This is a genomic window from Pseudoalteromonas sp. 1_2015MBL_MicDiv (assembly GCF_002407505.1).
GTDB classification, from domain to species: domain Bacteria; phylum Pseudomonadota; class Gammaproteobacteria; order Enterobacterales; family Alteromonadaceae; genus Pseudoalteromonas; species Pseudoalteromonas fuliginea.
Window position 1 is genome coordinate 649,146 of record NZ_CP012738.1, and the last position, 20,188, is coordinate 669,333.

General features: G+C 40.6%; 14 protein-coding genes. 12 read left to right on the forward strand and 2 right to left on the reverse strand.

Translation table 11 applies throughout. The annotated features are described in order from the left end of the window. Window positions 1-161: 161 nt before the first annotated feature. The 6 genes from AOR04_RS20375 (at window position 162) to AOR04_RS20400 (ending at window position 7,173) form a co-directional block, all read left to right on the forward strand. Window positions 162-1,190, forward strand: a complete 1,029-nt coding sequence (locus AOR04_RS20375; RefSeq protein ID WP_096794508.1) for an XdhC family protein — start codon at window positions 162-164, stop codon at window positions 1,188-1,190. Beyond that, complete coding sequence (locus AOR04_RS20380; protein WP_096794509.1) at window positions 1,184-1,798, forward strand: nucleotidyltransferase family protein; 615 nt, start codon at window positions 1,184-1,186, stop codon at window positions 1,796-1,798. Before AOR04_RS20375 ends, AOR04_RS20380 begins: the two co-directional genes overlap by 7 nt. 102 nt (window positions 1,799-1,900) lie before the next feature. Further along, the gene (locus tag AOR04_RS20385; protein ID WP_007375515.1) at window positions 1,901-2,389 is read left to right on the forward strand and encodes a (2Fe-2S)-binding protein; all 489 of its coding nucleotides are present in this window, start codon (window positions 1,901-1,903) and stop codon (window positions 2,387-2,389) included. A 12-nt stretch (window positions 2,390-2,401) separates the two neighbouring features. Next, window positions 2,402-4,693 (forward strand): xanthine dehydrogenase family protein molybdopterin-binding subunit, encoded by a 2,292-nt coding sequence (locus tag AOR04_RS20390; RefSeq protein WP_096794510.1) that lies wholly within the window; start codon window positions 2,402-2,404, stop codon window positions 4,691-4,693. A gap of 95 nt (window positions 4,694-4,788) precedes the next feature. Next, entirely contained in the window at window positions 4,789-5,760 is a 972-nt protein-coding gene (gene moaA / locus AOR04_RS20395) for a GTP 3',8-cyclase MoaA (protein WP_096794511.1), read from the forward strand. 414 nt (window positions 5,761-6,174) lie between these two features. Next, on the forward strand, window positions 6,175-7,173 hold the full coding sequence (locus tag AOR04_RS20400; protein ID WP_096794512.1) for a GGDEF domain-containing protein: 999 nt from the start codon (window positions 6,175-6,177) through the stop codon (window positions 7,171-7,173). A gap of 30 nt (window positions 7,174-7,203) precedes the next feature. Here the strand turns inward: AOR04_RS20400 and AOR04_RS20405 are convergent, their stop codons facing one another. Then, a complete protein-coding gene (locus tag AOR04_RS20405) occupies window positions 7,204-8,142 on the reverse strand; it encodes a LysR family transcriptional regulator (RefSeq protein ID WP_008134313.1) in 939 nt (312 codons plus the stop codon). Window positions 8,143-8,261: 119 nt separating this feature from the next. Between AOR04_RS20405 and AOR04_RS20410 the strand changes: the two genes are divergently transcribed. The 5 genes from AOR04_RS20410 (at window position 8,262) to AOR04_RS20430 (ending at window position 17,783) form a co-directional block, all read left to right on the forward strand. Continuing rightward, window positions 8,262-9,431 carry an efflux RND transporter periplasmic adaptor subunit gene (locus tag AOR04_RS20410; protein WP_096794513.1) on the forward strand — a complete coding sequence of 390 codons (1,170 nt, stop codon included), beginning with the start codon at window positions 8,262-8,264 and terminating at the stop codon, window positions 9,429-9,431. A gap of 9 nt (window positions 9,432-9,440) precedes the next feature. Beyond that, window positions 9,441-12,593 carry an efflux RND transporter permease subunit gene (locus tag AOR04_RS20415; protein ID WP_096794514.1) on the forward strand — a complete coding sequence of 1,051 codons (3,153 nt, stop codon included), beginning with the start codon at window positions 9,441-9,443 and terminating at the stop codon, window positions 12,591-12,593. Beyond that, window positions 12,586-13,998 (forward strand): TolC family protein, encoded by a 1,413-nt coding sequence (locus AOR04_RS20420; protein ID WP_096794515.1) that lies wholly within the window; start codon window positions 12,586-12,588, stop codon window positions 13,996-13,998. Before AOR04_RS20415 ends, AOR04_RS20420 begins: the two co-directional genes overlap by 8 nt. A gap of 10 nt (window positions 13,999-14,008) precedes the next feature. Then, entirely contained in the window at window positions 14,009-15,037 is a 1,029-nt protein-coding gene (locus AOR04_RS20425; RefSeq protein WP_096794516.1) for a zinc-binding dehydrogenase, read from the forward strand. A gap of 490 nt (window positions 15,038-15,527) precedes the next feature. Further along, a complete protein-coding gene (locus AOR04_RS20430; RefSeq protein WP_007375505.1) occupies window positions 15,528-17,783 on the forward strand; it encodes an acyl-CoA dehydrogenase in 2,256 nt (751 codons plus the stop codon). Between the two features lie 181 nt (window positions 17,784-17,964). On the opposite strand, the gene AOR04_RS20435 is transcribed toward AOR04_RS20430, so the two are convergent. Further along, entirely contained in the window at window positions 17,965-18,933 is a 969-nt protein-coding gene (locus AOR04_RS20435) for an integron integrase (protein WP_096794517.1), read from the reverse strand. A gap of 654 nt (window positions 18,934-19,587) precedes the next feature. Between AOR04_RS20435 and AOR04_RS20440 the strand changes: the two genes are divergently transcribed. Then, entirely contained in the window at window positions 19,588-20,169 is a 582-nt protein-coding gene (locus AOR04_RS20440) for a hypothetical protein (protein ID WP_096794518.1), read from the forward strand. Window positions 20,170-20,188: the final 19 nt, after the last annotated feature.

Consider the following 20,188-nt stretch of genomic DNA (forward strand, 5'->3'; position numbering starts at 1 on the left):
AACATTAATAATCAATCACTTTGCTATAAAAGTGTTACATAAGGTTACGGCAAAGTAAGGTTGCTGTTCAATTTTTGTAGTTGTTTAAACGAATCTAAAAATTGTCACGTAAAGTGGCAGTAATCATCGGCACACACGATGATTTTTTAAGGTAAAAGTGTATGGTTACTGATTTAAAAAATATATTAAATAGCTGGGAGCCTCTCAAAGATAAACAAGAGTGGGTTTTAGCCACTTTGTATCAAATAGAAGGTTCTAGTTATCGTAAGCTAGGCGCAATGATGCTTATTTCGAGTTTAGGGCAGCGTTTAGGTATGCTCTCTGGTGGTTGCCTAGAGGCTGACATACAGCGACATGCTAAGCAAGTAATGAGCACGTTAACTAGTAAAACGATAAGTTACGATGCAACAGATGAAGATGATTTAACATTTCAGTTAGGTATTGGATGTGGCGGTATAGTGCATATTTTACTTCAGCCAATTCATAAGGCTAACGAGTATTTGCAGCTTGAACATATGAGAAAAGCACTTAACGACAATATAGCGGGGCACTACCTTCAACAAGTGAACCCTATTATACCTAGTGGCTGTGGGGAATTTGCTCTAAACGCAGAGCAACAAGGTTTATCAATTAATCGAAAAGCTCAACTGATTGAAATTAATGATGCAACGTTTTTAGATATTTCTATTTACCCTGCGCCTCATATACTTATTGTAGGAGGTGGGGCAGACGCGGTGCCTGTTTATACACTTGCTAAACAACTTGGTTGGAGTGTAACCGTATGGGATACGCGTCCAGCAAATGCTAAAAGGCAGTACTTTACAAATGCTGATGCTATTTTACGTTCTAAGCCAAATCAATTACGTGAGTATTGTATAGAAAACAAAGTGGATGCCGCTGTTTTAATGGCCCACAGTGTTGAGCTTGATGCTAGTGTGCTTTGCGTACTCGCTGATATAGCATTTAAATACATAGGTTTACTTGGCCCTAAACATAGACGTGCGCAAGTGCTAACGCAGGCGAATACTTCGCTAGAGAAAGTAAAGTCACCTGTATTTGGTCCTGTAGGCTTAAATCTAGGCGGCGACTCACCAGAGAGCATTGCACTTTCACTCATTAGCGAAATACACGCCGTGTTTTCAAATAAAAATGCCACCTCATTGAGTAACTGGGGAAATGAAAAGTGTTAATCGCTAAGGTGATATTAGCGGCGGGGCAGTCATCACGGTTCAATGGTTGTAAGTTAACTGCCGATATTGGCGCAGGCCAAACGATGATTGAACGTGCGGTTGATGTTATACAAGCACTTGATAGCTCACCTGTATTTGTCGTCACTGGTGCATGGCATAAAGAAGTAAAAAACACGCTCGAAAATAATAAAAATATTAAGCTGATTGAAAATAAAAAATGGGATAAAGGTTTAGGTGATTCTATTGCGACAGCCACAAAAGCTATTTTAAAAAATCAGCAGCCAGATGGTATTTTATTTATGCTTGCTGATCAGGTTGAGCTTACTACAGAACATTTGAGTGAATTAGTTGCAAATTTTAAAAAGCATCCTGCTCGTTGGTGTGCTAATTACGGCGAGCGTTTAGGCGTGCCTGCGATATTTCCTAACGTTGATCTATCGAAGCTTAGCGACTTAACTACAGATAAAGGTGCGCAGCATCTACTGCGTTGCAATGATGAAGAAGTTAATACTGTTAATTTAAAATGTGCGAGTTTGGATATAGACACTGAAGCGCAACTCCATGAGTTTATAGAAAAACGCTGTAAAGTATTTTCACGGCAAAAGTAATGAGTAAGGTCAGTAATTACATTTTTTAATAGTTATAGTAACTCTTTAAGCTATACGAATAACTTAAAGAGTTACTATAAAAGCTTAATCAAGGGGCAAGCTATGGTGACGTTTACAATTAATGGCAAGGTGATTGAATCACACGCAAGTGAAGATACACCGTTGTTATGGGTTATTCGTGATGAAATTGGACTAAAAGGGACAAAATTTGGTTGTGGTATTGGGATGTGTGGTGCGTGTACTGTGCACTTAGATGGACAAGCTACGCGTTCGTGCTTGTTGCCTGTAGGCGCTATTGCGGGCAAAAAAATTACTACCATCGAAGGATTAAATAACGAACACCCACTGCAAAAGGCATGGGTTGACGAACAAGTCCCACAATGTGGTTACTGCCAATCGGGCCAGATAATGCAAGCAGCTACATTACTGGCAACGAACCCAAATCCCTCTGAAGACGAAATAGCCAACTATATGAACGGCAACTATTGCCGTTGTATGGCATACAAACGCATTAAAACAGCGATTCAACGAGCGGCTGATGAGTCACAAAGTGTTGTCAATATTTTTGATCCAAACGCACAAGACGCTTAACTGGAGCTAATAATGAAAAAATTATTTCAAAAAAATAGTGAAACCGTTAATTTAAACCGCCGTTCGTTCATGATTGGTACTGCAAGCGCAGGTTTGGTTATGGCGTTTGCTCCAGCATTTTTTTCGGGCTCGCTAAGCGCTAAAGAATCAATAGCTCAGCAAGCATTCTCTCCTACAATTTGGTGGACAATGAACACCGAAGGTGGCGTCGAAGTAAGCATTGCAAAGGCTGAAATGGGTCAACATATAGGCACTGCATTAGCGCGTATAGTTGCAGATGAGCTGGAATGTGATTGGGAAAAAGTATCAATTACGTATGTAGATACCCATGAAAAATGGGGTTATATGGTAACTGGCGGTTCGTGGTCGGTTTTTCAAAGCTTTAAACCACTCTCCCAAGCAGGTGCCGCTGGTAGAATTGCGCTAATAGAAGCAGGCGCAAAAATGCTGGGTGTGGCTGTGGATACATGCCACGCTGAAAAAGGGTATATAATCTCTGGCGATAAATCTGTTAGTTATGCTGATTTAGTTAAAAAAGATGAGTTTAATCGTACTTTTACAAGTGAAGAAGTTGCTACTTTACCACTAAAACCTGCCAATAAACGCCATTTAACAGGGCTTAAACAAGATTTTAAAGCGCTTGATATACCAGCTAAAACCAATGGTACTGCTGTGTATGGTATTGACGTAGAAGTTGAGGGGATGCTCTATGCTCGTCCAGTAATTCCGCCAACACGGTTTGGCAGTAAAGTGATAAGTGTTGATGACACAGCAGCAAAAGCTATTAAAGGGTACAAAGGTTATGAGATTTTAACCGACCCAAGTAATACGGTAGAAGGGTGGGTTGTTGTACTTGCTGATAACTACCCCAGTGCCATTAAAGCGGTTGATGTACTAAAGGTTAAGTATAAAAAAGGTAACGCAGCAAACGTAACTGAGTCTGATATTCAAAAAGAGGGTATACGTTTGTGTGAGCAAACCGATTCAGGCACTTTATTTGTTGATGAAGGCAATATTAAGAAAACGCAAAACGATGCCAAAGAATTACTTGAATCAATGTATACCACAGCGACCGCTAGCCATTACCAATTAGAGCCTTTAAATGCCCTTGCTCAGTATAAAGATGGAAATTGGATTATCCATACCGGTAATCAATGGCAGTCGCTAACACTACCTGCGATAGCTAAAGCACTTGAAGTAGCGCAAGAGAAAGTCATTATTCGCCCTTATTATTTAGGTGGTGGCTTTGGTCGTAGATTATTTGGTGATTGGACTGTACCCGCAGCCCTTACAGCTAAAGCAGTAGGCAAACCTGTAAAACTTGTATTTACTCGCGCTGATGACAGCTTATTTGACCAATCACGCTCAGCTTCTGTTGCAAAAATGACGGCATCGTTTGATAAAAACGGCGTTTTCACGGGCTTAGAACATGCTTTTGCTGCGGGTTGGCCAACCAAGGCAATGGCACCGGGGTTTTTATCCCCAGGTGTTGATGGAAAAGGCAAGTTTGACGCGTTTTCTGCATCGGGTGCCGATCATTGGTATAGCATGAACAGCCATCGCGCAAGAGCCATTAATAATGAGCTTGTACAAAGCACATTCATTCCAGGATGGTTACGCTCGGTTGGGCCTGGTTGGATTGCGTGGAGCCTTGAATCGTTCATTGACGAGGTTGCACACAAACAGGGGAAAGATCCTGTTGCTTTTCGCCTTGAAATGCTAGATGCAAAAGGCAAGCAAGCAGGTAAAGCACCAGAGAGTATCGGCGGGGCAGCACGCTTGCATAACGTACTTACAAAAGTATCTGAAAAAGTAGCCAATATTAAGTTAGGTGAAAGTGAAGGTATCGGCTTTTCAGCGAGCTCAGGGCAAGAACGTACAATGCCTGCATGGATTGCTACAGCGGCACATGTGCATGTAAATCGTGGTAATGGAAAAATTACCCTTAAAAAGCTGTATATTGTTGTTGATGCAGGTTTAATAGTTCATCCTGATGGCGCGTTAGCGCAATTAGAGGGGTCTGCACTTTGGGGAACGAGCCTTGCGTTGCATGAATCAAATACGTATCAAAACGGACAGGTTTCAGCGACCAACTTTAATACTTACTTACCACTTAGAATGAAAGATGTACCGGATATGGATATTGAATTTATAAAAAGTGACGAGTTTCCGGTTGGTTTAGGTGAGCCGGGCGTTATTGGTATCGCCCCCGCGATTGGTAATGCCGTGTTTAATGCGGTTGGCGTTCGTTTACGAAACCTACCTATGAAACCAGATGAGCTTAAAAAGGGCTTGTCAACATAAAACAGTAAAAGCAGTATATGTGTAAGAGGTTTGTATTTTAATGCGACCTCTTTAACATGTAATAAATATACTTAAGTTATACCCAAGGTTTAGTTATGTTAGTCGATCCAGCAGGACGAGAATTTAGTTACTTACGTTTATCAATTACCGACGTGTGTAATTTTAAGTGTGTTTATTGTTTACCAAATGGTTATCAATGTGACCACGACCGAGACTTTCTTTCGCTTAACGAAATAAGTAATACAATTAAAGCATTTGCTCATCATGGTATTAAAAAGGTACGTATTACCGGCGGGGAGCCAACGCTTCGAAAAGACTTTATAGATGTCATCCGCGCAGCAAAAGACACAACCGGTATAAGTCAAATCGCCGCGACCACAAATGGTTTTTCTTTACAAAAAAACATTAATGATTGGGTAAATGCCGGCTTAAGTGCCATTAATGTGAGTATTGATAGCTTTGATCCACGTATGTTCAACTCAATTACAGGGCACGATAAATTTGCGTCTGTGATGCGTGGTATAGATGCAGCGGTTGATAGCGGTATTTCGTCAGTAAAAATAAATAGTGTACTGATGAGACAATATAACGCCTCAGAGCTAGACACCTTTTTAAGTTGGCTTAAACACCGACCTGTCACTATTCGTTTTATTGAATTGATGCAGACAAACGATAATAAAGATTTTTTTGATGCAAACCATCTCTCAGGTGAATCAATAAAAACCAAGTTATTGCAAAAAGGGTGGCAACGTATCATTCAAGATGCTTCAGCGGGCCCCGCGCAAGAGTTTTCGCACCCAGATTATCAAGGCAATATTGGCTTAATAATGCCCTATAGCAACGACTTTTGTAGTACCTGCAATAGATTAAGGGTGTCTTCGTTAGGTAATTTACATTTGTGTTTATTCTCTGAAGAGGGCATCTCTCTAAGAGAGCATATGAACAGCGATTCAAACGAAGCGTTAATCGCATTGTTATCGCGCTATATTAAAACTAAAAAGCCATCCCACTTATTGCAACAAGGTAATACGGGTATTACGACTAATTTATCGATGTTGGGTGGCTAGCTGATTTTTAAGTATAAATAAGCCCGCAGCAATAAAGTGTTTTTTTATTACAATTGAAGGGCGATTTAATCGCGGCGTGAAGTTTGCGAATTTGGTAACAGTTTCTGCGTTACTTTCCTTGTTACATCTATGTATGCAACAAGGAATAAATCGCTCTTAGGATGAGCCAACTGGCTGCGCGTGTTTGGTATTTATGTTGCGGTATCGCCTATTGATGGGGAATAACCACACTACATAGGCTCTGCCTTGCCTAAAAACCAAACATACTGCTGCAAATTCACCCACCAAAGGTCAACACGCCCTAGCTTAACTTACTAAAAACAGTACTAATACTCAGAATTTTATATTTGTAAAGCTTGTTATCTCTATTTTTCACGTTAAACTGGATTTTTATTTCATTATTAAGTTTTATGAATGGATATCGCAGCTCTTAATAGTACTAAAGTTCTGAGATGGAATGTACTTAGGTGGATGTGCTTCTGCTTTGGCAGCTTATCTGCAATCTTTTCTGCCTTTAATTTAACAGTAAACAACTTTTATACACTTGGTTATTTAGAAATATGTTTTTCTTTATATTGTTTGTACACTTTTATTCGCTTAGGTAAACAAGCGCTTCAAGCTTGGCAATCGATTGTAATGTGCGGGCTTATTACATTAATAGTGGTGTTTGGAACTTACATAGCAACGCCTAAAAATGGTGTATTCATTTGGTCATTTGCGCTCCCCATTTTATATTATCTTCTGCTTGGTAAATACCCAGGGGTAATTTTATCAGCGTCCTTACTTAGTCTGCAAAGTATTATCTTATTCGAAAAGTCGCCATTGCTCCCCTTTACCACATTTAATCTAAGCTTAAATTTATCACTCACGTACATAAGTATATGGGCAGTATCACATATTTTTGAAGTGAGTAGGGCACATTCTTCTAAACGATTAAAAAACTTAGCATTACTTGATCCATTAACAGGAGCAGGCAATCGACTTTCAATGAGCCATTATTTTGAAGTGGAACTACAAGATAAATCTCAACTTTTTTTGTTTTTATTAGATTTAGATTTTTTCAAACAAGTGAATGATAAATATGGTCACGATGTTGGCGATAAAGTACTCGTAGAAATTGCTGCATTGTTAAGAGTGACTCTCGCTAAAGGGTATGTATTTAGAGTCGGAGGCGAGGAGTTTGCACTTCTTAGCTCATTCAAAAACGCTGATGATGCGTTTGCCGCTGCAGAAAAGCTAAGATCGATAGTTGAAACCACTAATATAGACATCGACGGTAAAGTGATTAATTTAACCATCAGTATTGGGGTAACTGAATACAAAAATGGTCAAACTCTTCTTGAATTTGTGAACTTAGCAGATAAAGAACTCTATAAAGCAAAACGCCTTGGGCGCAATAAAGTATATGGTTAACGTATTGAAGAAAACTCTACTCAACTTGGTTTAATACATTTGTTCAAAGTTAGGAATGCCATTTTCCCAAATTGGTTTATCTTTTCCTAAGTACTCTCGGACCGCATCAAAAAACAATCGCGTTCGCACAGGTAAGTCACGATGTGGGTAAACAGCATACATAGCACTGTATTCCATCAATTTTATATCCGTTAAGAGCGGAATTAATTTACCATCTGTGATTTCATTGCCAATTATAAATGCGGGTGCTACAAAATAGGCCGTGCCTGAAATTGCTTTCATTAGGAGTACTTCCGCATCGTTTGCACGATATACGCTCTTTATTTTTTGCTCACAAGGCTCACCTTTACTATTGTAGTAATCGACTCCTTCAACCCTTATAGAATTGCTAGCATAGCTTGCTGCGGGCAAATCGGCTAAATCTTCCATTGTTTTAGGCATCCCATAAGTCTCTATAAACTCAGGTGCTGCGACAATCAATAGTCGGTTACGCGCAATTTTACGAGCAATAAGCGATGAATCTTTTGGCTCGCCAACTCTAAATGCTAAATCAAAGCCTTCGGACACAATATCAACGAGCCTATCATCTAAGCGAAGTTCTACCTCAACCTGAGGAAAGCGTTTTTGAAAATTATTCAGTACCGGTTGCAAGTAACGGCGTCCGATCAAGGTTGATGATGTGATTTTTAATACGCCTCGGGGCTCTAAATGGTAGTTTTCAGCCATGCGCACTGTTTCACCAAGCAGCTCTCTTAGCTCAGCGGCTTTTTTTATCATTTCTGCGCCTGCAGCAGTGAGTGAAAATGAGCGAGTCGTGCGATTAAGTAGCCTAACGCCGAGTTCATCTTCTAAGCGACTAATTTGCTTAGAAATAACAGAACGGTCAATGTTACGAATTTCAGCCGCTTTGGCAAAAGAGCCTTGTTCTACCACCTCAAGCAACATCAAAAGCCGACTTGTCGTATCCATTATTACATCCTAATTAATTTATTGATGCCATTTTGGCACTAATGAATTTAAAAATCTATGCTTTTTGTCCGCAAGCTTAATACGTACTATGCAACACTAATTATAAAAGGAGCGTCTTCATGAAAAAACATTTAATTGCTGCTGCACTCGCTGGCGCATTATTAACACTTGCGGGTTGTGCTGACGAAAGCACACCACCTTCAGCTCAGGCGCAACATCTTCAACCAATTGATGTTGCAACGGTACTTGTTAAACCAGTACAGAATTGGCACACCTATACAACGCGTTTAGAGTCTCCTCAAGAAGTGGCATTAATGCCGCGTGTGTCAGGTGTTATTGATCACATTGCATTTAATGAAGGCGACAATGTTAAAAAGGGCGACCTATTATTTAAGTTAGATGACCGCCCATTTGCGGCTGTGGTAGCAAGCCTTGAAGCACAAATCAACAGTGCACAAGCTGCATTAGAACAAGCAAAAAGTGAAGCTAAACGCGCGGTACGTTTAACACAGCGTAAAGCAATCTCTACTGAGCAGGCTGAATCTCGTACATCTGTTTTACGCCAACGTGAAGCACAGCTTGTTGCTTTGCAAGCACAGCTTACATCAGCCGAACTAGATTTAGAATTCACTTCAATTGTATCGCCAATTGATGGTGTTATTTCGCGTGCAAACATTACTAGAGGTAATAATATTATTGCGGGTCAAAGTGTATTAACAAGCATTGTTTCTAACGAAAAAATGTATGCATACTTTGATATTGATGAACGCACTTGGAATAGTGCTTTTAGTAATGTAACAGCCGCTAGCCGCCAGCCTGTTGTTATGCAAAAAGTAGGGCAACACGACTTTGCATACAAAGGGTATATCAACTTTATTGATAACCAAATTAATGCCTCTACGGGTACTTTGCGTGTGCGCGCTGTATTTGACGAAGATAATAACCAACTTCGTTCAGGGTCATTTGCGCGTATTAAATTAGCGGCTAATTCAATTAGTGAACAAATTATTGTGCCAGACAGAGCAATCGGCACTGATTTAAAAAATCGCTTTGTATTAACCGTTGGCGAAAACAACGTATTGCAGTACAAATTAGTCACTGTGGGTGAGCGTTATGGTTCGCTTCGCGCAGTAACATCGGGTTTGTCTGAAGGTGATGTGATTGCCGTAAATGGTCCTGCTCGCGTAGGCCCTGGTATGCCAATTGCACCAAACACAGTGACAATAGACAGCAGTGATGTTGCATTCACACTCTCTAATGACGAATCACGCTTAGTGGCTAAGCAATAAGGTTTATTGATGAAATTTTCACACTTTTTTATTCAACGGCCGATATTTGCGGCTATGTTGTCTTTAGTTATTTTAATTGCAGGTGGCATTTCTTTATTTCAGCTACCGGTAAGTGAATATCCAGAAGTTGTTCCACCAACAGTAGTTGTAACAGCAAGTTACCCCGGTGCTAACCCAACGGTTATTGCTCAAACAGTGGCAACACCACTGGAGCAAGAAATAAACGGCACTGAAAACATGTTGTACATGTTTTCACAAGCAACCAGCGATGGGCGTATGACCCTAACGGTAACATTTGCATTGGGTACCGATTTAGACCGTGCTCAAGTACAAGTACAAAACCGTGTAAACAGTGCATTGCCGCGTTTGCCAGAAGAAGTACAACGTTTAGGCGTGGTAGCCGAAAAGTCATCACCGGATCTAACCATGGTGGTGCATTTATATTCGCCAGAAAAAACACACGATACCGCGTATTTATCTAACTATGCCGATTTGTATGTTAAAGACGAAATTGCACGACTACCTGGTGTAGGCGACATTCGCTTATTTGGTCCGGGCAAATACTCAATGCGGGTATGGTTAAACCCAGATGCATTAGCAGCACGTGAGCTAACAGCAACCGATGTTGTAACTGCGCTTCGTTCGCAAAACCAACAAGTGGCCGCAGGTAGCTTAGGTGCTCAGCCGGTATCAAACGACAGCCAATTCCAAATACTATTAAACGTGAAAGGGCGTTTAAATAGTATTGAAGAGTTTGAACAAGTAATTATTAAAGTAGGCGATGAAGGTCAGTTAACACGTTTATCTGATATTGCACGTGTTGAATTAGGGCAAAATACTTACTCACTGCGCGCAGAGTTAGACACTCAACCAGCGCTCGCAATGCCTATATATCAGCGCCCAGGTTCTAATGCTATTGAGCTTTCGGATCAAGTGCGCGAAACCATGGCGCGTTTATCAAAAGATTTTCCAGAAGGGGTTAAATACGACATTGTTTACGATCCTACTGTATTTGTACGCGGCTCGATTGACGCAGTAATTGCAACGTTACTTGAAGCCATTGTACTGGTTGTAATTGTAGTTATTGTATTTTTACAAACATGGCGTGCGTCTATTATCCCGCTTATTGCTGTGCCTATTTCACTTATTGGTACGTTTGCTGTTATGCAGTGGTTGGGTGTGTCGATTAATACCTTATCGTTATTTGGCTTAGTACTTGCCATCGGTATTGTTGTAGATGATGCGATTGTAGTTGTAGAAAACGTTGAACGTAATATTGAGCAAGGTTTATCACCACTTGAAGCCACCCGCGTTGCTATGAACGAAGTAACTGGCCCTATTATTGCTATTGCATTGGTATTAAGTGCAGTATTTATTCCAACCGCCTTTATTACAGGTTTGTCTGGTCAGTTTTATAAGCAATTTGCACTTACAATTACAATTTCGACTATTATCTCAGCGTTTAATTCATTAACACTTTCACCTGCATTAGCAGCGCTGTTATTAAAATCGCACGATGCAAAACCAGATGCATTTACACGTTTACTAAATAAATTATTTGGTCGTTGGTTATTTAAACCATTCAACCGCATATTTGACCGTGGCGCAAAGGGCTACGAAAAATTGGTTAAAAAGCTAATTCGCCTAAGCCTAATTGCTATGGTGGCCTATGTTGCACTGGTTGGCGGTACAATTAAACTGTTTGATACCGTACCTGGTGGCTTTATTCCACAACAAGATAAGCAATACTTAGTGGCGATTGCTCAGTTACCAGACGCAGCAAGCCTTGACCGCACTGAAGATGTATTAAGACAAATGCAGCAAATTGCCTTAGATGTTCCGGGTGTTGCGCATACGGTTGCTTTTCCTGGTTTGTCGGTAAATGGTTTTACCAATAGCCCTAACAGCGGTATTGTTTTTACACCTTTAGATGCGTTTGAAGACCGCGCCGATCCAAGTAAATCTGCAATGGCTATTGCCGCGCAGCTAAACCAACGGTTTGCCGCAATTGATGAAGCATTTGTCGCGGTATTCCCACCACCGCCAATTCAAGGTTTAGGCACAACAGGTGGCTTTAAGTTGCAAATTGAAGACAGATCAAACAAAGGATTCGAAGCGTTATTTAATAGCCTGCAAACGGTTATTGGTAAAGCACAGCAAGATCCTGCGTTAATGGGGCTTTACTCAAGTTTTCGTATTCAAGTACCACAAATGGATATAGATGTAGACCGCGAACAAGCACTAATTCAGGGTATTCCACTTGATGAAGTATTTAATGCATTACAAATTTACTTGGGTTCGGTGTATGTAAATGACTTTAACTTGTTTGGTCGTACGTACCAGGTAAATGCGCAAGCAGATGCTGATTACCGTTTAGACCCTGACCAAATCCTTAATTTAAAAGTAAGAAACCGCGCGGGTAACATGGTGCCATTAGGTTCAGTATTAACGGTTACACCAACAATTGGTCCTGACCGTGTAATGCATTACAACGGCTACCCAAGTGCAGAACTTAACGGCAGCCCAGCGCCGGGTTACAGCTCAGATCAAGCACAGCTGGCGATTGAAGCAATCCTTGCTGATAACTTGCCAAGTGGTATTGAATACGAGTGGACTGAGGTTACTTACCAACAAGTACTTGCGGGTAATACCATGGTGTATGTATTCCCACTGGTAGTGCTACTGGTATTTATGGTACTTGCTGCTCAGTATGAAAGCTTGCGTTTACCATTGGCTATTATTTTAATCGTGCCAATGACCATATTTTCAGCGTTACTTGGTGTGTGGTTTGTAGGTTCAGACAACAATATATTTACGCAAATAGCATTAATCGTATTAGTTGCCTTGGCATCCAAAAATGCGATTCTTATGATTGAATTTGCGAAAGATCAAAATGAGACTGGATTATCACATTTTGATGCCATATTAGCGGCGTGTCGTATGCGCCTGCGCCCAATATTAATGACCTCAATTGCGTTTACAGCTGGTGTTATACCGCTTGTATTGGCAACCGGCGCAGGAGCCGAAATGCGCCATGCAATGGGTAATGCCGTGTTCTCAGGCATGATTGGTGTAACCGTGTTTGGCTTATTGTTTACACCGGTATTTTATATGCTTGTAGTAAATAAAAAAGAAAAAGCGCAGGAGTTACCACATGAATAAGTTAGCAAATAAAACGCTAAAAACACGCTTAACAATAAGTACTGTATTGGTGGCTGCGTTTTTATCAGGCTGTGCGAGCAAAATAGATACGCTCAGTGAGCAAAACGCAATTAATGAGTTTGTTGCAAAAGCAGCCGTTGCTGAGCAGCTTACTGGCGCTGACGAAACAAGCTGGTGGAAAGGGCTTGAATCAAGCCAATTGAATCAGCTGGTAACTCAGGCACTTGCAAATAACTACGATTTAAAAACTAGCCAATTAACGCTTAAAAGTGCGCTCGCACGATTAGGTGAGCAAAAAGCACAATACCTGCCGCAAGGTGGTGCTGAAATTAGTGCTCAGCGCAGTGGCCTAGGCGATGTAAATAGCCGCCAATCAACTGCTAATTTAGCGCTCGACTGGCAACTTGATTTGTTTGGGCGCATTACAGCATTGGTTGATGCGGCAAATGCATCGGCTATGAGCCAAGCAGAGCAAGTACGTTTACTTCAGATTGAAGTAGTCTCGTCGGTTGTTAAAGGGTTTGTAAGCTATCAGGGTAATGTTGAAAAACAACACATTGTAGCGCTGCAAATAGAAGCGCTTGAACAAAGTATAGACGTACTACAAGCTCGCGTTGATGAAGGTGTTGCAAGCGAACTTGATTTAAATCGTACTATGGCGCAGCTTAGACAGCAGCAAGCACTTGTTCCTGCTTTTGAATATGCAAAATATCGCGACCTGTCAACGCTTGCCGTGCTTACTGGGCGTTTAACGCAAAACGTTGAATTAAGTAATGAACAAGCTATTTTAGAGCATGAGTTTAAGGTGTCTCTTAATGAGCCAAATAATGCAATTGCGCTAAGACCCGATATTAGTCGTGCGCTTTATGACTTTAGCCAAGCTAACAGTTTAAGTGTTGCCGCAAGCAAAGCGTTATTGCCAGATATAAGTTTAAGTGGTTTTGCTGGAGTACTTAGTTTAGGTAGTAATGGCTTTAGTGATACACAACAACAGTGGCAAGTAGCGCCGCAGTTACAGTGGTCTATTTTAAGTTATCCTGCGCTTTTAGCGCAGCGTGACGCGCAGCAGTTTTTAAGTGAGGCCGCTTACAGCGATTATCAACAAGTGGTGTTAAGTGCACTAAGTGAAAGTGAACTTTCACTGCAATTGTTGGTCAATCAAGCACAGCAAAAACGCTTTGCCGATGAGCGTTATGACTTTGCTAATAAAGCATTTTTACAAGCACAGGCAATGTACGAAGAAGGGCAAATTCCTTATCTTGAGTTGTTAGATGCGCGTCAGGATGTTTTAATAGCGCAAGAGAACGCTGTCGATTCAAAAATTTCATCGCTACTCGCTAAAGTTAATGCCTATCAGTCATTTAACGGGCGATGGAGTTATGCTTTAAGCAACACTAAGAAGTAGAGTTATATTGATGCCTAATACTGATGTTACACATGAATACACTATACCGCACACTATGCGCGCTATTGTATTACCAGAGCCAAACGAAGAAATTAGCTTGGCTGACGTTCAATTGCCTGTCCCAGAGTGTGCAGACAACGAATTGCTTATTAAAGTTGAATACGTTGGCTTAAATCCTGTTGATGGGCAATTTGCCAAATCGGGTTTTTGTAATTGGCAATACCCCCATGTTTTAGGTCTTGACGCCGTGGGAGTGGTGGTAAAAGCAAATAAAGGCGTTTTTCCTAGCGTGGGTGAGCGGGTCATGTGGCATGCCAGTGTGGGTGGTCAAGGTGTATTGAGTGAATACACAAAAGTACCTAACTACGCAGTATCGGTATTACCAGTAGGGTTAAGCCCTGCGGTGGCCGCTATTTTGCCTTGTGCCGGTATGGCTGCACTTATAAGCATAGACAAATTAAGTATTAACGAAGGCGACACTGTACTTATCGAAGGTGGTGCGGGGGCCGTAGGGCAGTTTGCTATTCAGTATGCTAAGCAGCGGGGGGCAAACGTTTTTGCAACTGCATCGAAAAGAAACCATAAACTGGTTAAGCAGTTAGGTGCTGAGGTGGTTTTTGATTACAACGATAAAAAGTTGTGTGACAAAATTCGCAGAGAGCTCGGCCCACAAGGTTTTGATGCCGTTATAGATACAATTGGTGGTGAGTCAACAGCTCGTAATATTGAGTTAATGCGTTTTTGCGGCAAAATTGCATGCCTAAATCCATTGCCATGCTTTGATCAGGACCTAATGTATCGCAGAGCGCCCAATATTAGCGTGGTATCGCTTGGTGGTGCATGGCTTGCTAATAGTTTATGTGCACAACAGCGTTTAAGCTTTATGGGTAACTTATTGCTAGAAGGCGCGTGTAATGGCGATATTAAAACGCCTGCACTCACCGCAGTTGAGTTTAATGCACAGGCTGTGTCTGATGCGCTTAATAAGCAATTAGCGGGTGGCTTTACGGGTAAACAAGTTGTTCATGTAGCACCATAAGCATACGTCACTTTAAAAAACGCAGCATTTTATGCTGCGTTTTTTTATGCCTATTTTATGTATTTTGCATCCCACCAAATCGTATTTTTATTTATTAACCTGAACTCTGGTTAAGAGGTTTACTAACATATTGAATCATGGTGATATTTAAATTTATTTTCTCTAGCCAGAGATTTTCAATGAAAACAAGGCGAATTTACGCGTCAATAGCTGGCCTATTGCAAGTAAATTCAACGCAGTTAGCACTGAAAATAGCTGCTAGAGATAGATTTATTATCCAGAGTTCAGGTTTATTAGCTGTTTTATTCGTCATTTTAATAAAAACAGTTGTTTTCAGCGTACAACTGTAAGCCTTTGTGTTTCAACAGTTTACGTTCAGGTAAAGAAAATAAATTGAAAAAACTGTTAATTAATTGAATAGAGTAATTGATCTAAACGATTTTTTATGACGTAATGTAGGTATTATTTAGCTGGTCGGATGAGTTCAATCATGAGTTTACGTACAAAACTAAAAAAAGTATTACCAAGTATTTCTATCACAGAACAAGAAGCGCTAGACGCGGGTGATGTATGGCTTGAAGGGTCTATCTATCAAGGTAAACCTGATTTCAGCGCATTGCGCGACGTACCTGCAGCTACATTAAGCGCAGACGAGCAAGCATTCTTAGACGGTCCAGTAAAAGAACTACTGGGCATGATTGACGATTCAGTGATTCAAAACGGCATTCATTTACCAAATGACATCTTAGAATTTTTGAAGAAAGAGCGTTTTTTCTCGCTTATCATTCCTAAGTCGTTTGGTGGTTTAGAGTTTAGCCCTTATGCAAACTCAACCATTGTTGGCACAATTGCGACTAAAAGTTCAGCAGTTGCGGTAACCGTCATGGTTCCAAACTCGTTAGGCCCAGGTGAGTTACTACTTCACTTTGGTACGCAAGAACAGCAAGCACATTACCTACCACGCCTAGCAAATGGTACAGATATTCCATGTTTTGCATTAACAAGCCCAGAAGCGGGTTCTGATGCAGGCGGTATTCCTGATGTTGGTAAAGTAACTAAAGGTATGTACAACGGCGAAGAAGTGCTTGGTTTAGAAATTACTTGGGACAAGCGCTACATTACACTAGCACCTATTGCTACCGTACTTGGTTTAGCATTTAAAGTAGTTGACCCTGATGGTTTATTAGGTGGTAAAGAAAACTTAGGTATTACCTGTGCACTTATTCCAAAAGAGCACCCAGGTGTTGAGCTTGGTAATCGCCACGACCCTATGGGCATTCGTTTTTACAACGGTACTACACGTGGTAACAAAGTATTTGTACCAATGGACTTTGTTATTGGCGGGCAAAAAAACATCGGCCGTGGTTGGCAAATGCTGGTTAGCTGTTTAGGTGCCGGCCGTGGTATTTCATTACCTGCGCTAGGTGTTAGTACAGCACAAGTTGCATTTAAATCAGCGTCTGAATACGCAGCAGTGCGTGAACAGTTTGGTTTAGCGATTGGCCAATTTGAAGGTATTCAAGAAAAACTAGCTGACATTGCAGGTAAAACATACCTACAAGAAGCAATGCGCGTACTTACAACTGAAGGCTTAGGCATGGGCTTAAAGCCATCAGTAGTAACCGCAATCGCTAAATACCACATGACAGAGCTTGGTCGCGACGTACTTGATTCAGCAATGGATATTCAAGCAGGAAAAGCGATTCAAAACGGTCCACAAAATACCTTAGCAAGTGGTTATGTTGCTCAGCCGATTGCCATTACGGTAGAAGGCGCGAACATTCTTACTCGTAACCTAATGATTTTTGGTCAAGGTGTTATGCGTTGTCACCCATATTTACAATCTATGGTTGAGTCAATTCATAGCGAAGACAAAGGCGCAGATAAAGAATTTAACGGTATTTTACGTAAAACAATTGGCTACAGCACAGCAAACAGCTTACGTGCTTTCCGCCTTGGTGTTTTACCATTTACAGCAAGTGCAAACTCTGAATTACCAGAAGTACGCGACTACGAAAAAGCAGTACATAAGTTATCTGCAAAACTTGCAGTGTACGCAGACTTTTCGTTACTTGTACTTGGCGGTAAGTTAAAACAAGCAGAAATGCTATCGGCACGTTTAGGCGATGTAATGAGCTTCTTATATGCAGCTATGGCATCAATTAAATATTACGAGCAAAAAGTATCAAGTAGTGACCGTGAACAAGCTGCACCGTATTTCCATTACGCAACGCGTTTTGCACTACAAAGTGCTGAAGAAGCATTGCATAAGTTTTTAGATAACTTCCCTGCAAGTGGTACACGTAAGTTTATTCGTTTCATTACAATGAACTACTCAACTAAAATGCCAAAAATTAGCGATGATTTAATCCGCGAACTAGCTAAGCAAGCTCAGCTAGATACCGCATTTAAAGCGCAAATTACGCATTTAGTTAAGCCAGTTGAGGGCGATGGTCATCATATTAATGAGCAAGCTTACAAAGCTAAAATGGCATCACTTGGCGAGCTGGCTAAAGTTAAAAAAGCACTACGTGCTAAAGTAATTAAACCAGGTGCACGTTTTAACATTACGCTTGATAACGCACTAGCGGCGAACGTAATTACCCAAGCTGAACACGTTCAGTTAATTGATTACAACATTAAACGTGAAAAAGCGATTCGTGTAGATGAGTTCGATTTTGATATGAACATACTAGACGATAACGCACAGCCGATTAACCCGCTTAAAAGCGTAGTTAATCAGTAAAATTAAATTCAATGATGCAAAGCGCCCGCAGTATCGGCGCTTTTATTCTTGAGTAAAAAATTAGTGTGGAGCCCCGCTTGTGTAAAAACAAGCGGGGCTTTTTTATGTTTTTAAAATGGAAATAGATAGCGGTATTGATTTGTAAGCGAGTATGTATGTGTAGAGGACTAAAAAGAGACGCTTATAATCTTGAAAAAGGGCTGATAACCCCGTTAGCACCTTGTTGTAGTACATGGGTATAAATTTGTGTAGTTTTAACATCAGAATGGCCAAGCTGAGCTTGAACAGTTCTTATATCGGCGCCATTTTGCAGTAGATGAGTAGCAAAAGAGTGCCTTAATGTATGAGGTGTTATTATTTTTGTTAACCCTGATTTTTGGACGGCTTTTTTAACCTCTTTTCTAATACAAGAGTGATGAAAATGATGTCGCCTTATTTCACCACTTTGAGGATCTGAACTTAATATATGAGAAGGAAATAAATACTGCCACGCAAGCGATTTTGCGGCACTTGGATATTTTTTTGTTAAAGCATATGGCATCCATACGCCAGAATATTCCGTATTATTTAAATCCAGTTTTAAATAGTCATCAACGTTCAAAATTTGATTTCTCAGCATAGGAATTAGCTCTGTGGCCAGCGTAACAATGCGGTGTTTATTACCTTTTCCATTCCATACTTGAATGCATTTATAATCAAAATCAATATCTTTTACTCTTAATTGCACCGCTTCCATTACTCTTAAGCCACTTCCATACATAAGGGCTGCAATTAAATAATAGCGCTTATTTAAATGAGCCATCAACATTTTAACTTCCTCTGGGGTCATCACTACAGGGAGCTTTGCTTGTTTTTTACTACGGGCAAAATTTAAATTTAATGAGAGTTCTTTTTTTATTATGTGCTTGTATAAAAATGACAATGAATTGAGTGCGGTGGCTTGCGTACGTGGTGCAACGTTTTGCTTTAACACTAAATGTTCTAAGTAGCGTTCGACTTCATTGTCCCCCATTGAGGCGGGATGGCGTTTATTATGAAAATGGATATAAGATGCAATCCATCTTAGGTAGGTATCTACGGTGCGTAATGAATATTGACGAACTAGCATATATTCAGCTATATAATTTAAAAATGGAGAACGTGTTTTCATATTACCACCAATAATAACGCTGTATTTATATACAGTATAGTTGTGCTGCTCCCATATTCAAGAAAATGAGCGACGAGCGCATTTTCTCTTTTATTGAGAGTTTGAGTGCTAATAAAAAATTATATGTAGCAATGTGTTAAGTTATTTGTTAAAAAAGAATTATTGAATACATGAGCGTGACATTGGCAGATATATGCGCGATGAGCGCACTATTAAATTGTTAGCTTTAAAAGCAAAAAACCATGAAAAGAAAGATGTTACAGAATAGGTGTTGTACTTCTAAAGAAGCCAAATGTTATAAATCTGTCGCCATGCACCACTGAGGCGGAAATATAAAAATCAGGCAATATGTTAAAGTACAAAAGAAATACGCAGCGGTAAAGTTAAGTTGCGCGCGCTGAGGTGCGGAGTATAGTAAAAGGTCATTTGGTTTTGTGCGTTGTCGTTAAGGTTTTTGTGCCGCTTGAGGCGGTTAAGTATCAAGTTTAGTATTTTGGCGTGTGGCTAAATATATGTATTACACGGTCAGCTAACAATGTTATCAACCCGACCTGCACTGCGTTGCTTCGTTTGCGCTAAACCGCTACGCTAGCGCAAACAAATCAACTCCGTTCCGGCGGGTTATAACGGCGTTATGTATCTTAGGAGATATATTTGAAGCTCAATAACTTGGCTGCAATAGCTACAATAGTTGGGGCTGTTTTTGCAGGAGCATCTTACTTCTCTGGTAGCAATGACACATCTGGTACAGGCTCACCTAGTAATGAGTTTGAGCAGCGTGCGGATGAGATTGAACTAACACTGGATATTCCTGTTTATTCCAGGGAAAGAAATTGGCTGGCTGCCATGTTTAAGGCCGCCGATGGAATGCCTACATATGCCGCTCAACAGAAAGGCTTAAAAAAGGTAGTCGTAGCTGCGCTTGATGTCGATGACTTCAACATTGCATTGATGGCTGCGTTGGAAATGCCTACATATGCAAGCAGAGCAGAAATGCTTGATCTTATTGTCGATAAAGCAGTTCAAAGTAAGACAACTCTAGATTATGCGTATTTTGCTGCCAATAAATATCCAACTTACGCTGGCAAGGAAAAAGGACTATCAAAAGTAATTGACGCTTACGCCAAGGTTATAAAAAAACAGCAAACTACCGATACTATAATTGAAACCGAACAGTCTGAAACAATGCATAACAAATCAAGCAAGAGGGACGCCGTAAACGGCGCCCCTTCTTGAGGCGTTATAAGGCAATTCG

Bases quoted from the DNA above. Each gene is read 5' to 3' on its own strand.
- AOR04_RS20375 (WP_096794508.1), top strand. From the start codon at position 162: ATGGTTACTGATTTAAAAAATATATTAAATAGCTGGGAGCCTCTCAAA.
- AOR04_RS20385 (WP_007375515.1), top strand. From the start codon at position 1,901: ATGGTGACGTTTACAATTAATGGCAAGGTGATTGAATCACACGCAAGT.
- AOR04_RS20390 (WP_096794510.1), top strand. From the start codon at position 2,402: ATGAAAAAATTATTTCAAAAAAATAGTGAAACCGTTAATTTAAACCGC.
- moaA (WP_096794511.1), top strand. From the start codon at position 4,789: ATGTTAGTCGATCCAGCAGGACGAGAATTTAGTTACTTACGTTTATCA.
- AOR04_RS20400 (WP_096794512.1), top strand. From the start codon at position 6,175: ATGGATATCGCAGCTCTTAATAGTACTAAAGTTCTGAGATGGAATGTA.
- AOR04_RS20405 (WP_008134313.1), bottom strand. From the start codon at position 8,142: ATGGATACGACAAGTCGGCTTTTGATGTTGCTTGAGGTGGTAGAACAA.
- AOR04_RS20410 (WP_096794513.1), top strand. From the start codon at position 8,262: ATGAAAAAACATTTAATTGCTGCTGCACTCGCTGGCGCATTATTAACA.
- AOR04_RS20415 (WP_096794514.1), top strand. From the start codon at position 9,441: ATGAAATTTTCACACTTTTTTATTCAACGGCCGATATTTGCGGCTATG.
- AOR04_RS20420 (WP_096794515.1), top strand. From the start codon at position 12,586: ATGAATAAGTTAGCAAATAAAACGCTAAAAACACGCTTAACAATAAGT.
- AOR04_RS20425 (WP_096794516.1), top strand. From the start codon at position 14,009: ATGCCTAATACTGATGTTACACATGAATACACTATACCGCACACTATG.
- AOR04_RS20430 (WP_007375505.1), top strand. From the start codon at position 15,528: ATGAGTTTACGTACAAAACTAAAAAAAGTATTACCAAGTATTTCTATC.
- AOR04_RS20435 (WP_096794517.1), bottom strand. From the start codon at position 18,933: ATGAAAACACGTTCTCCATTTTTAAATTATATAGCTGAATATATGCTA.